The organism is Pyrodictium occultum (assembly GCF_001462395.1).
Classification (GTDB): domain Archaea; phylum Thermoproteota; class Thermoprotei_A; order Sulfolobales; family Pyrodictiaceae; genus Pyrodictium; species Pyrodictium occultum.
In genome coordinates this window covers 1,460,910-1,474,543 of sequence record NZ_LNTB01000001.1, presented here as the reverse complement: position 1 = coordinate 1,474,543, position 13,634 = coordinate 1,460,910, and the positions used below count along the sequence as shown (strand labels likewise).

Annotated in this window: 11 protein-coding genes; 4 read left to right on the top strand and 7 right to left on the bottom strand. The window is 57.9% G+C overall.

From position 1 onward, the window contains the following. Nucleotides 1-194 precede the first annotated feature (194 nt). Nucleotides 195-527, bottom strand: a complete 333-nt coding sequence (locus CF15_RS07685) for a PadR family transcriptional regulator (protein ID WP_058371269.1) — start codon at nt 525-527, stop codon at nt 195-197. A gap of 200 nt (nt 528-727) precedes the next feature. On the opposite strand from CF15_RS07685, the gene CF15_RS07680 reads away from it, so the two are divergent. The 4 genes from CF15_RS07680 (at nt 728) to CF15_RS07665 (ending at nt 3,852) form a co-directional block, all read left to right on the top strand. Beyond that, nucleotides 728-1,534 (top strand): sulfite exporter TauE/SafE family protein, encoded by an 807-nt coding sequence (locus CF15_RS07680; RefSeq protein WP_168371343.1) that lies wholly within the window; start codon nt 728-730, stop codon nt 1,532-1,534. A 70-nt stretch (nt 1,535-1,604) separates the two neighbouring features. Next, entirely contained in the window at nt 1,605-1,973 is a 369-nt protein-coding gene (locus CF15_RS07675) for a hypothetical protein (protein WP_058371267.1), read from the top strand. Between the two features lie 44 nt (nt 1,974-2,017). Continuing rightward, nucleotides 2,018-2,956 carry an ADP-ribosylglycohydrolase family protein gene (locus CF15_RS07670; RefSeq protein ID WP_058371266.1) on the top strand — a complete coding sequence of 313 codons (939 nt, stop codon included), beginning with the start codon at nt 2,018-2,020 and terminating at the stop codon, nt 2,954-2,956. A 206-nt stretch (nt 2,957-3,162) separates the two neighbouring features. Next, on the top strand, nt 3,163-3,852 hold the full coding sequence (locus tag CF15_RS07665) for a hypothetical protein (RefSeq protein ID WP_168371342.1): 690 nt from the start codon (nt 3,163-3,165) through the stop codon (nt 3,850-3,852). Between the two features lie 142 nt (nt 3,853-3,994). Here CF15_RS07665 and bchH read toward each other — a convergent pair whose 3' ends face one another. The 6 genes from bchH to CF15_RS08995 all read right to left on the bottom strand — a co-directional run bounded on the left by bchH (nt 3,995) and on the right by CF15_RS08995 (nt 13,622). Further along, a complete protein-coding gene (gene bchH / locus CF15_RS07660) occupies nt 3,995-7,561 on the bottom strand; it encodes a magnesium chelatase subunit H (protein ID WP_058371264.1) in 3,567 nt (1,188 codons plus the stop codon). 445 nt (nt 7,562-8,006) lie between these two features. Continuing rightward, a complete protein-coding gene (locus tag CF15_RS07655; RefSeq protein WP_058371263.1) occupies nt 8,007-8,849 on the bottom strand; it encodes a CbiQ family ECF transporter T component in 843 nt (280 codons plus the stop codon). Beyond that, nucleotides 8,842-10,194 carry an ATP-binding cassette domain-containing protein gene (locus CF15_RS07650; protein WP_058371262.1) on the bottom strand — a complete coding sequence of 451 codons (1,353 nt, stop codon included), beginning with the start codon at nt 10,192-10,194 and terminating at the stop codon, nt 8,842-8,844. Before CF15_RS07650 ends, CF15_RS07655 begins: the two co-directional genes overlap by 8 nt. Next, nucleotides 10,175-11,719, bottom strand: a complete 1,545-nt coding sequence (locus CF15_RS07645) for a hypothetical protein (protein ID WP_058371261.1) — start codon at nt 11,717-11,719, stop codon at nt 10,175-10,177. Before CF15_RS07645 ends, CF15_RS07650 begins: the two co-directional genes overlap by 20 nt. Before the next feature lie 2 nt (nt 11,720-11,721). Continuing rightward, nucleotides 11,722-13,395, bottom strand: coding sequence for an outer membrane protein assembly factor BamB family protein (locus CF15_RS07640; protein ID WP_083494572.1), 1,674 nt, complete (start codon nt 13,393-13,395; stop codon nt 11,722-11,724). Next, on the bottom strand, nt 13,392-13,622 hold the full coding sequence (locus tag CF15_RS08995; protein WP_168371341.1) for a hypothetical protein: 231 nt from the start codon (nt 13,620-13,622) through the stop codon (nt 13,392-13,394). Before CF15_RS08995 ends, CF15_RS07640 begins: the two co-directional genes overlap by 4 nt. Nucleotides 13,623-13,634: the final 12 nt, after the last annotated feature.

Here is a 13,634-nt window from a genome sequence, read left to right as displayed (position 1 = left end):
TTGGGGGCGGGAGTGCCGCAGAGCATTGCATGCTCCTGGGTTGTCCTTTGCAGGAGGCCGGTGGATTCCATCTATCATTGTTTTGCTATACGCGTTTCTCTTGCTAGAATGGAGCGCTGCTGCAACCGGCCATGGACTGGGGAATGCCGACGCTACTGGCTGAAGGCCCGGCATGGCCCCATAGAGCCTGGGGACTACTTCCCGGCGCCGGTCTCCGGCCCCTCCGCCAGCGCCTCGATAGCCCTGCTCAGCTCCCAGAAGACGCTGTAGAGCTTGCGGAGCTTGAATACCCCCTTCTCCGTTATCTCGTAGAGCACTACCTGTCTCCCATCTTTCTCGCCTCTGACGGCTCTCACGAGGCCGCGCTGCGACATCCGGGAGAGGGCTGTGTATACGACGGCCTCGCTCACGTCGAGGCCGGCTGCGCGTAGCCTCTTGTAGAGACCGTAGCCGCATAGAGGCCCCTGCTTCTCGAGGAGTATGAGTATGGCTAGCTGTATGTAGGGTATACAGCCCTGGCGCGGCATTGCTCCCAACCGTCTGGGGGCGTCTAGCCTCTAAAGCCCTCTCCGGGGCGGCGGCGCAGCGCGCTCCAGCGGCTCTGGGCGGTTTGCCGCTACCATGTCGCCACTATATCGTATCACTATATCGTATTATGTCGTATTATGCGACGTAGATAAATTAATAACTGCAACTGTCCTGTAGGAAATGCCCTATCGGTGATAGGGTGCAGGGGGTCCAACAGCTCGCCCTAGCACCGGTGATAGGCTTTGTACTAAACATTATGGGCGGCTACCTCGGCCTAGGCGGCTGCGCGGTAATGCTTCCAGCAGTGCTTATGATTATTTTTAAGGAGCCTGTGCCCGTCGCGGTGGGTACGACCGCGTTGGCTGTGCTCATAAGCGCCAGCATAATAACCACGCGGGCCGGGCTCAGGATGATAGACCGGAGGTCCATGCTCGTCCTCGGCGCGTGGGGCGCCCTCGGGGCTGCTATAGGCGACCTCCTCTACGCCGCGGCGGCCAGGAAGCCGTGGGTGCTGTTGCTCAGCCTGAGCGCCGTCTTCGCCTACGCCGCGTTCAGAATGGTATGGGAAACGGTAAGGGGCGCCAGGGTACTCGCGGGGAGGCAGCTCGCCCGGCGCATGCCTGGAGGCGCTGTGGCGAAGTCCCTGCTGGGCCTCGTGGACGGCTTCGGGGCAGGGTTCCTAGGGCTCGGGACCTGCATCGTGATACCGGTCTCAATATACGTGCTGGGCGCCGAGCCCGGGGTAGCGGTGATGACTGCCATGTCCTCGCTCGTGTGGGCTGTGCTAGTGTCCTCTGCCCAGAAGCTGGCTATAGGCGCGGCTAGTGTGGTGGACGCAGTCCTACTAGCTGTGGGCATCATAGTGGGTGCTGTGGTTGGCGCCAGGCTTGTGCCTAGGACGCCTGGCTGGGCCGTAGTCCGGCTGAGGCAGCTATTCGCCATAATATTCGCGGCGGTCTCGGTCAAGCTGCTGCTGAGCGGGCTCGCATTGATGCATGCGGGCTAGCCGGGTGGCTTGATTTATACTCCCCCTGGGCGGTGCGCTAGTGGCTCAATTCCTGGGGGCTTCCCTGATCTTGGACCGCAGCGGGATATTGATGGGCTACACGCTCCCCTGCCGGAGGAGCGCTGCCCTAGACTTTCTCGGGAGGGTTGAGAGGAGTCTAAGGCTGGAGAGGCTTAACGCGCTTGTGGTACTCATAGTGGTGGTCGCTGTGCCTGGGCTGCTTCTCCCCTCGGCCCGGCTTACCAGGGCCGCGGAGGCGCTGCTAGAGGGCCTCTTCACCCTCGGGGCAGCGGCAGCCGGCGCCTCTGCCGTGTGGAGGACCATGCTCCTCGGGAGGCTGAGGAGGCTCCGCGCCAGGCTGGAGGCCCTTGGGGTGGAGGAGCTGCCCCAGGATCTCTGCAGCGTGGAGCTGAGAAGGCTGTTGAGCGGGGCTGGGTAGATAAGCCCCCCGCCGGCTGAGCGTGGACGGATAGGGCCTAGGCAGTGCCGCTCCTAGAGCCGCTGGATAGCGCTGCAAGGCTGTTCCAGGAGGTGCTCCTAGCAGCTGTACTGGGTGACGCGGTCGGCCTCCCGGTGGCCATGACTGGGGCGCCCGGCGCGCCGGGCATAGTGGTTGACGGGCTCTACGCCTACGGGAGCATCGCCGAGATGATGCTCCTGCTCGCCGAGAGCGTCGCCGAGAACTGCGGCTTCAACCCCCGCGGCTACGCGGAGGCCCTTGCCAGCCGCGCCGACGTGGAGAACCCGCTCCGCCTCTACCACCCGGCCACCGCCGCGGCGATAAACGGGATCCGGCGGGGCAAGCCCTGGTGGGAGGCGAGGCGCCAGCCCCTCCAGGACGGGCCCAGGATGGACGCGGCCGCGCGGGCGGTGCCAATAGCCCTCTTCTACCGCTCCAGGCGCGTAGCCGCCTCCATGGCTGAGGCCCAGACGCTCGTGACGCATACCAGCAGCCACGACGTGGAGGCCGCGAGGCTATACGTGATAGCCCTCTACGAGACGCTCCGGGGGCTAAGCCCCCGCCGGCTGGCCGGCGTGCTCGCCGACGAGGCAGGGGACCCGGTGCTCAGAGAGCTGATGGCGAGGCTCGAGGACCTGGCAGGGGAGCCCCTGGGGAGAGCGGCGAGGCTCCTAGCCCCGGTGCCGGGCGGCGACCCCCACCCCTTCGCTGCAGCCCTCTACGCCTACATGGAGAGCCCGGGCAACCCGCTCGAGGCGGCCAGGACCGCTGCGGCCGTAGCCCCCGGCTCCGCCGACGCCGCCGCGGCTATGGCGGCCGCGCTCGCCGCCGCCCACGGCGGGCTCGAGGCAGTTGACCCGGGGCTGCTAGGCCGGCTGGAGGCCGGGAGCTGGGCCCTAGAGGCCGGGAGGAGGCTCTACCAGGCAGCGAGGAGCCGCCACGGGGAGAGCCCAGCCTCCTAGACGCCCGGGTCCCCCCTCCCGGCGCCGCCAGGCCTCCACCGGCGGGGCTACCCGGGGGTAGCTCCTGATAATACGCCGGGGCTTCGGCCAGGCGGGGCTCCAGGACTGTACCCCGCTTCTAGATGTTACCCCGGAGCTATACCAAGGTCCCCGGGGGCTCCGGGGAGAAGGAGGGGTGTCTGCCGTTGGACCCCGCGGCGCCCGGTGTGAGGGAGAGGGTGCTGGAGTTTCTCGCGGAGTACGGTGAGAGAGGCTACGCCGTGCTCCGCGCCGCTGTGGACGCTGCGCTCGCCTCCCGGGGGCGCCGTGGGGTCCGCCTGGGCGACTTCAGCCACCGCGAGGTCGTGGCCAGGCTCAAGGCGTGGGGGATGGACTATAACCCCTCAATGCTCCTCCGCGCCCTGGAGCGGGGCTACGGGGTCATCGAGACGAGCTACCGGAGCAGCAACCAGCACTGGTGGAGGTTCCTAGACCTGGACGCGGTGGTGGAGGCGCTGGAGGCCTACGACCGGGGCGTCGAAGCCGCCGAGCCCGCGGGGGAGGAGGACGAGGAGCTCGACCCGGAGACGGAGCTGCTCCGGATACAGATAGCCAGCATAGACCCCGAGGGCGTGCTCGAGGAGCTGCGCCGGCTGGCGGCCAAGCCGAGGCTGGCCCGGCAGGACCTTGCCCGGCTGAGGATGCTAGCCTTCAACGAGCTGGAGCTGGCGGCCAAGCTGCTGCGGCGAGCCGGGGAGCTGGGCTACGAGGGCCCGGAGGTGGAGATGCTGCGCGAGGTCCTCAGGCTCGCCTCCAGGCTGAGCCGCCGCCTCCTCTCCAGCTCCAGGCTCCAGGCCGAGAGCCGCCGCACCCTGAGCGAGCTGGCCCGGGCGGGCTCGGAGCTGCTGAAGCCCTAGCATCAAACAGCATCCTATAGCCGTTGACTACGAAAAGAGTGGAGCGGAGGACAGGAGTACCTCGTGGTGCACTACGGCCAGGCCCTAAAAGCGTGATGCGGCGGAGCCCTGCAGGAATGAGGCTCGCAGCATAAAGGAGCCTCTAAGCTTCCTCCTCAAGCATCGCGTCAAGCTCCATATACCTCTCTTTTATCTTTTTAAGCACCTTCCTGTCCGCCTTCCAGTAACCTCTTTCGCTTGCCTCAAGAAGCCTCTCTAGGATCTTCTTTGCTGCATATGGGTTGCTGCTCTTTATCCTCTCGAAGAGGTTTTCATCGAGCACAAAGCGCTCAGCAACCTTGTCCCAGACCCAGTTCTCGACCGCCCCGGTAGTCGCAGCTAGGCCAAGGAGATACTCTACTCTATCAGCTATCTTCTGGGCTCCGTGGAACCCGTGTTTCAGCATAGCTTCTATCCACTTCGGGTTTAAAGTTCTCGTTATTGTCCCCCTTGTTATCGACTCTCTAACGTCTTCGACCTTCACCATCTCCCCGGTTGTGTCGGCTATCAGCATCTCTGGCTTCTTCCCTCTTAGCTGCTCAACGGACTTCGCTAAGCCGCCGAAGAACTCGTAGTAGTGGTCTAGATCCGTAATCTCATAGTCTTGTGAGTCTCTGACTTGTGTAACCATGTCGACCCTCTTTAGCAGGTCTTCGAATAGTTGCCTCGCCTTTTGAGAGTATATGCCTTCACCATACGCGTAGCTCATTGATTCCATGTAGGCCTCAGCTAAGTCTGCCTCATCTTTCCAGGCGCTGTCTTCGACTAGCTGGAGCATCCTAGTGCCATACTCTGTTGCTCTCGGCCCGAAGATTCTTACCTTTGCGAGACTTCCAAAGCCTCTAAGCTCCTTTACATGCTTCTTGACAAAGTTGAGCTCCTCGGGTTCATCGAGCTCCGCGACAAGCTTCACGGCCCTATCTATCAAAGCCATCACGTTTGGAAACATTTCCCTGAAGAACCCGCATATTGTGACCACGACATCTATACGTGGGTGGCCAAGCTCGCTGAGGGGTATGACTCTGAGCTCCTTCTCCCAGGGCGATTTGTGGATAACCTCAACCCCCAGATACTCAAATATCTGTGCAACGGTCTCGCCATAGGTCTTAGCCGTCTCAAAGCCCCATAGCACTACCCCAACGCTCTCGGGATATCTTCCATGCTTCTCAAAGTACTTTCTCAGAGTCTCTCTTGCAATGTATCTGCCCCTCTCTGTTGCAGCCTCCGTCGGCACTTTTAGCGGGTCGAATTGGTAGATGTTTCTCCCGGTCGGCAAAGCCTCAGGATTCCTTATCACATCTCCGCCAGGCGATGGCTCGATGTAATTACCTTTTAGGCCCTCTAGCAGGTTCTTTATCTCGAGAGAATTATCTGCATATTTCTTGGCGATCTCGAGGCTGTATCTCAGTGTCTTCTCATACCTTGCTGGGACTTTCTCACCTTTAAGGAACTTCTGGACTATTTGCCGAGCCTCCCTGTCCACCTCTCTAAGCCTCCTTGGATCCTTCAAAACCTCTTCGTAGCTCCACCCCTTGTCCTCACATATTAGTCTGTTGAGCGACTTTATCTCTCCTCTGTCATACCTTGCGAGAAGCACTATGAAGTCTTCGAGTTCTTCTAGGCTGTATTTCTGGCCGAGAACGTGTAGGCCCTTAGGTATTATTGAGCGCTTATACTCATATAGCTTCGCCTCAACCTCCTCAAGGTCTTCGCCTAGGTGAAGCTTCCTCGCTAGCTCAAGGGCCTTCCTCTTTGCGATCTCTGCCCTAGCTCTGTCTCCGCTGCTCAATGCCTCACGGTACTCGTCGAGATATCCCTCTAGCCTTGCATAGTCCTCGTAGAGATCTGCGGTTGTATAGGGAGGCGAGTTGTAACTTATAAGTGTCGCATAGAGTCTCCTCTTGGCTAGCGTGGCCTCAGACGTGTTGACGACATGATATATGTACAAGCTAGGCATGTCACCTATCAGTATGTCTGGGAAACACCTAGAGGAGAGGCCAACCTCCTTCCCCTTCATGAACTCGGCTGTACCATGAGTTCCTACATGGATGACGGCATCCGCCTTGAACACTCTTTGAAGCCAGAAGTAGAAGGCTAGGTACTGGTGGTGGGGGGGCCTAGTCGGGTCATGGATTGCATGGTAGACGTCCTCTTCCCTGGCTAGTGGCGGTCTTGATGGCTGGACGCCTATGAACACGTTCCCAAGCACAACCCCGGGTATTAATATACCCTTGTCATCTACCATTATTTCGCCAGGTGGCTCGCCCCAGTATCTTACCACCTCTCTTCTGACATCCTCCGGTAGCTCGTTGAAGTACTTCAGATACTCTTTGACGCTCATTCTCGGGCAGTCAATCTTCTCGGGAGGATAAATTGTTGGGTTGAAGAGCTTCTTCTCAATAAACATTTTCTTGAGGTCTTTAACTTCTGGGACCTGGTAGCCCTCCCTTCTAAGCTCCTCTAGTATTCTCTCTACGCTCTTGAAGGTGTCAAGGTAAGCTGCGTTGCCTAGATTCTCCTCGCCCGGCGGGTAATTGTATATTATTATCGCTATTCTCTTCTCATGGTTGGGCTTCCTCCGGAGTTCTAGCCACCTAGCAACCCTTCTAGCAACCTTATCCACTCTGTCATCGATAGGGACAACTTCGTCACCCTTAACCCCGCCCAGGGGTATAGGCTCGACGCCGCCGTCCATCTCAGGGAGGGTCACAGCAGTTACCGTTGTGAGTGCGTTTAACCCTCTCTCGCTTTTCCTCCAGTCCTCTATCTTTTGGTTATACATCATTACGGGGGTGAATAGCTTAGCCTTAAGCCTCTTCAATAGCTCGACAGTGGGCCTTGGGTCTCCACCATAGGGGCCGCCGTTCAGTCTGAACCAGAGAAGGCTTATTATCGCATCGACACCAGTGAAGAATTTTTCAACAGGTTTTAGCGCGAGTATACCGTCTGTATAGGCGGGTATAACATTTATATTCATCTCTTCGAGCCGTTTTACAAGCTCTTCAAGCGTTTTGGCGCATTGCCCGAAGTGCATTCCGCCATAGAAGAGTATGCCTACTGTCGGCTTACTTGGATCGATTATAGGATTGTAGTTGAAGCCGTGAACCGGATGGTATAGCCCATACTCCTGGAACTCGATGGGCTCTCTAACTTCTACTCTGGCTCCAGCTCTCCGGGCTAGGAGGAGAAACATGTTCTTGTAGTTCTCATAGCCCCCATTAGCCCAGTACTTTACCAGCCTCACATAGTCCCTTGCATCTCTTAGAGCGCCGAAGGGAATAATTCTTCCAAGGCTTTCAATAATCCTTTCCATCCTCTTTATCTTTGCAACCATAGATTCAGGGCTACTGACTGCTATGGACGCAGCTTTCGCAGGCATTCTAAATCTTCCAAGCTTCGTCCTAGCCATTAGGGTTGGCGAGCCGCCAACCAGGTAAACTACGTCCTTCTCTTTATAGTCTATTTCGCTGAGTACACCGGGGTCGCCCCTGACATCTATCAGGATTACGTCTGCCCAGTCAACGAGTCTCTGGAGATCCTCCCTGCTATAGCTCGGCAACTGGTGAGAATACAGCAGTTTAACATCCACATAGCTGCTAACATCTTTAATCGCTCTCTTCAAGTCACCGCTGATAACAGTAGATATTAGTAGAACCTTAAGCCTCCCCAAGTGCACCACCCGGGAGCCTGTGGTGCACCCGCATTAATGGTGTCGCCGCTGTATAAATACCTGGCCTTCATGATTCCGAGGACCGTGCTATGGGGGAGCATAGCCCTGGCAGCATTGTTCTGAAGAGTGACAAGTGCAGATGGAATACTTGTCGTAATCTATCTCAGCAGCCTCGACAGGTTTAACGCCTATAGCGTGTAGAGTGTGCCATAATCCTCCACATAAGCTACGGCCATTGCTTAAGCTTTTTCAGCCTGGTGCGGCTATAAGTTCATGGCTCAAGAAGGAGCCCCGCTACTGAGAGGAGCTGGGCCCTGCCTGCCCCTAGCTTTCCCGAGTCCGCTTTCCTCTTAGCTGGAGTGTGGTATGGCTGCACATTTCCACCCATTATATTGCAGCATGCTGCCCCTCCGGAGAAATGCTCCAGTGCATAGGCCACACTATGCTATGAGAACCAGAGCCTTAGCCACTCATAGAGCTCTTGTAGGAAGGGGCTGTAGAGCACCCCAGCGGAGTAGAGGAGATAGAGCACGTAAAGCACCATGAGGAGAGATGCTAGCCCGAAGAGCATCAGGGCTACTATGCCCCAGCCCTCAGCTACTCGGACGGGAGATGAATACTCTAAGGCTAGGGCGGTTGATGTAGCTCCAGCCTCTATGCGTCTTACAATCAATGGGATGAGCTTGTGGAGCCTCGAGAAGCCTAGACGCGCACCTGTAAGCTTTAGAGAGGCTAGCCCTTCTTCCAGCTCGTCGAGAAGCTTCTCGAGGCCACGGAGCCCAGCTAGAAGCGCTGCGAGAAGCCTAGGATGCCTGGCCAGGAGAGCATAGATGTCCATAATGCTCGTTGACGATGCCAGGCCCGCGCCTGCATATAGGCCTGCTAGCGCTCGCAGGCTCTGGCGGAAGCCGTAGCCTAGCCCCTCATAGTATATGTATATGCCACCCGTAAACCTGCCTATAATGGGTGTAGTCGACGGCACTAAGACCGCTATAGGTGTTCTAGGCGAGCCTTGGTAGAAGAGAGCCTGGGCAAGCACAATGCTCCAAACCACCGCCGCGGCTAGGAGGGATACAGAGAGGAGCTTGCGCAGACTGGGGCCCGAGAGCAGGAAGAATACTATACTGGCTGTTGCCAGGGCTACAAGCACCTCAATCCTACCGAAGACCATGCTTGACACCGATACGAGGAAGACGTAGGCGAGTCTTGTTCCAGGCCTAAGCCTGGAGAGGGGACCTCTACTGCGCCTCACATAGTCCCGTGAGAGTTTTAGAAGCCTCTCAGCCAACCATGTAGCACCCCCTATCAACCCTGTAGATGAGGTCGAATTCCCGGAGAAACTCCAGGTCGTGGGTTACTACTACTGAGCAACCTCCGCTGCGGGCTACAAGCCGAGCCGCCTCTAGGACAACCTCAGCGCTTCTCCTATCCTGGCCTCGGAGAGGTTCGTCGAGGAGAAGCAGCCTAGGCTTCTTCACAACAGCTCGTGCCACAGCAAGCCTGACCATCTCGCCTCCACTAAGCCTCCATGGCTTCTCTCCTAGGTACTCTTGTAGCCCAAGCAGCTTTAACACCTCTAAGGCGTCCTCCCTGAACGAGGAGCTTCCAGCCCTGCGGGCAGCCACAGCTACCTCGTCGAACACCGTGTCTTCCAGAAAGGATAGCCAGGGCGAGGCGGGGGCGTAGCCTATCATCCTCCAGTCCCAGCGCCCCCATGCGTAGTAGACACGGCCCCTCCAGGGCTTGGCCACTCCAGCAAGCAGCCTCAACATAGTCGTCTTACCCGAGCCGTTGGGGCCTATAACAGCCACCATGGCCCCTCTAGGACATATAAAGCTAAGGCCTTTTAGCACGGCCCTACCCTCGTACCCTGCGTAGACGTTCTCTAGCCCGGCCACAGCATCCTTCCAGCCACTAACGCTCTTGCAGCTGACATCAATCTCTACTTGTTCTCCAGTAGCGTCTGCAGGGCGTACACCGATATCCTCAGCAATCCGGAGACCCCCCTCCACGTTTTTACCGTAGTAGACTGGCCTCCCATCCTTACCGAGCACAAGGATCTTGTCGGCGAGCCCAGCAAGCTTTGAGACGCGGTGCTCAGCGACTATAACAGACCCTCCTTCCCCTGCGACTTCCTTGACGGTCCTATATGCTAGGCTTGATGAATATACGTCAAGATTTGCAAGAGGCTCGTCGAGGAGGACTATGCTCCTCCCCTGGCCGAGGACGGCTGAGAGGAGCAGTCTTTGTAGCTGCCCACTGCTCATCTCGGATACTCTCCGCTCCAGTAGCTCCTCTACCTCTAGGCGGGGCTTGGCGCCATAGAGGAGAAGTATCTCGGCACCGTAATCCCCTAAAGCTAGCTCGCTAGGGTCCTGGGGCATGTATGCTACCGGCCTGCGCCCCGGCGGCAGGCCTTCAATGCTTTCACCATGTACGAGTATGCTTCCATGTAGATGAGCATCCTCTATGAAGGGTATCACTCCTGCTATGGTTTTGAGAAGGGTGCTCTTCCCAGAGCCACTGGGCCCTACGACCAGCAACACCTCGCCAGGCTCTAGGCTTACATGGACGTTCTCGACAGCCACCCTACCCCCTGGATACGTGACCCGTCTAACCTGTGCCTCCAGCATGGCCACGCACCATTCTCAGTGCGAGGAGTGTGCCAAGGGAGGCGTAGAACCCCATTCCAAGACTGTATGCTGCAACATACCAGTGCGCATAGTATAGCCTGTATATGAATGCGTACAGGTTTATGTCAACGTAGCTGTCGAGGATCTTCGCGAGGCCGAAGTAAATGGGGAGCAGGCCTAGACGAGTACGTAGGGCTGCATACCCCGCTAGAGCTACCACGGAAAGCGTCGTGAGCACCCAGAGGCTACTGAGCACTATATTGCCGGGGCTGAGTATGAGCGATGAAAGCAGCCACTCAACAAGCACAGCGCCTGCCGTGACCATCCAATCACCTGTCGCGGCAAGACAGGCCGCCAGCAGGCCATAGTAAAGCCCACTGGTTACCGGGCCATAGACTATCCAGTCGAAGGGCCCCAGCACTTGCGAGAGACGGAGGAGGATACCCCCGATGATCCGTACAAGGGCGGTGAGAGAAGCACCCGTAAGAGCCATATAGGCTATCCTCCTGCTATCCTTCACCCTCGCGAGGGGGACAAGCACTAGGGCACCTGTAAGAGTTGCCGCGAGAGCAGTAACTATGTCACCGTGATATAGCAGCCTTACAATCACGTCATGGCTGTAGGTGGCTAGAGGCCTAGCAGACCCGGGCAGATATAGTCCCAGCGTGAGGCGATACCTTCCAGGCGGTATCACTTCCGCTAGAGACCATAGGGGGACCACAATACAGCCATGATATTCATTCCTTCCAGCAGTGCTGTTAACCACCACCATGGATCTTATGTAGGGGGAGCCCGCTCCCGGAGTTATGACCGTACTCGCCACTGGAGCAGGGCGGCCTTTAGAGTCGTATACGCGGCCGAGGACCAGGAAGCTGCCCGGCATACTCGACCTGACGCAAACACGCATGTAGCCGAGGAGAATGTTCTCCCCCACGCCCAGCAGCTTACGCAGGGGCGAGGGGTAGGACTCTACAAGGGTGAAAGGCTCTCTCCGTGGATCCCTCACACCCAGATAGTCTACAGGAAGGTAGACACTGCTAAAACCCGCCTTAAGCTCTACATTAGCTACGTGGAGGGCTATGCTGCGGGTGCGGTTCTGGGCTTGGAGCCGGGCAATCAGCTTGAAGCCTCCGCTACCAGCCTCGATGAGCCCATATAGTATGGCTCTATCCCCGTAGCCTTGCAGCACGCCTTCAAGGGGGCCGGATAGCTTCTCTAGGCTTGCATCACCCTCCACCTTCAAGTCGAGTTTGTATCTGACGAGTCTACCCGTATTGGACTCCACTATGAGCCAGAAGATGTAGCTACCCGGCAGGGGTAGTTTGAGAGAAGTATTGCTGTAATGCTTCTGGCCCGGGGGTAGCTCGACTACAAGGCTTACAGGGGGGCTGCCCCCTGCCCCCTTAGCATGTGCGTGTACAAGTAGGCTGCCGAGCAGGGCTAGGGCCGATAGGAGTGCGGCTACCCAGAGGAGCTTACCAGAGGAAAAACCCTCCGGGCCTCTCGGCACCGCGTTACCCCCCAACTCTAGCCAAGGCTGTATACCAGGATGCGGTAGCTGCCAACGAACCTCGGGTTCTCTAGCGTACCCAGGTTTATTGGATAAGTAACCGCCACGACCTTGGAGCCGTCGGGGCTTATGGCTCCCCCGATGACCACGCCGGCGTCTCTCGGCGGCTTAACCATGTATGTCAATGCCTCCCCGCTCCTAACCGCTTCGATGTCTGTGAGGTTGAGCACATAGACGCCGGTATACACCATTGTTCTGCTTATATAGTCGTGGCCCACTGGGACTGCTAGGAGGCCCTTAGCAGGGGAGTAAGTTGCCCACTGCTCGTAGTTTGGCCTACCATGCAGGGGATACTTTGCTACGAGCACCAGTTTTCCTCCCACCCATTCATATATGAAGAGGGAGTTCGCGTCAGGGTGGTTGAGGGTGGGCCTAGCGTTCTTACCTAGTGCTGTGACGCCGTAGGTGTTGCTTGTCCTCACTAGGAGTAGTGTACGGCCGTTAGGTGTTCTAAGGACCTTACTGTAGCCACTGAACGCGTAGGCATAGCCCTCCTCAGTAGTATTGCTTCCCTTGGGGATGACAAGGACCGGCAAGGGATTAGTCACGTTGATCTCGGCCTTCTCGGTGAGATTGGGCGCCTGTAGTATATGGATGATGCCGACGTCTGTCACATAAGCTATGGTTGTATTGTCGAGCCAGCCTAATCCGTTCCAGCTGCCGCACCAGCGGAATGGTGGGCGTGGGCTGGGCCGGAACCTGGCAAGCAGCTTCCCTGTAGCAGCGTCTAGTAGGAGGAGGTCGCCGCCCTTCCAGGCCTTGCCGCGGTAGTACCAGGTGGCCGCTGCTAGGTATGAGCCGTCAGGGCTCAACTCTATATCGCTTACAAGTGTGTCTATAAAGCCCTCTGGGGGGTACCTCCAGAGCAGCTGGCCCGTCTTAGCGTCAAAGCAGTATATTACCGAGTTCTTCCCATAGGAGGCTTGTGGCTTGGCCGCAGCCGCTACATAGACTCTTCCACCCCTATACCTTATAGCATGTACTTGCGGCCAGTACCACCTCGGCTCACGGGGGTCCCCCTTGCCAAGATCTCTACTGGTCGCATAGCTCCAGAGCATCCTGCCCGTTGACGCGTTAACCGCTACCACTCTCCCATCAATGCTGTCCTCTCCTATGAAGAGGATTGCGCCGTCACTGCTCCAGGCGAGGGAGCGGACATAGCCGCTCCCCACGCTGAACCTCCATAGCTCAGCGACCTTTCCACCCTCGACGCTGAACACGCGTACCTCGCTAACGGGCTTACCTCCTACAAATCTCGTCACTGTCACTGCGAACTCGTCTGAGGATGGTGCGAAGACTATCAAAGTGTATGGAGCGTGGCTACGCCATGACGATACCTGGACATAGGTGTAGGGTGGGAGCGAGCTTCTCGACGCGATAGGGATGTCGGCGAGGAGTCTAGGCCTTCTAGCCTCCTCGATAACAACAGTCCTAGTTACCGGTACTGTTACTGTCCTGGTGGTCGCCACGGTCTTTACAAGCGTAGCAGCCGGTGTAGCAACAGTTGTCCTGGCCACCGTTGTCGCCACAGTTTTCGACGCCGTGGAGGGGTGGCTGAGGACCTCGTAGCCGGCTACAAGGCCTGCAGCAATCAGTACTGCTACCACCGTGATTAGCCAAGTCCGGCTCATACCTGAGAACCCTCCATCAGAGGGGTAGGTGCACCAGAGAATATAAATCTGGTGCTGGTCGCCACGGTCTTTACAAGCGTAGCAGCCGGTGTAGCAACAGTTGTCCTGGCCACCGTTGTCGCCACAGTTTTCGACGCCGTGGAGGGGTGGCTGAGGACCTCGTAGCCGGCTACAAGGCCTGCAGCAATCAGTACTGCTACCACCGTGATTAGCCAAGTCCGGCTCATACCTGAGAACCC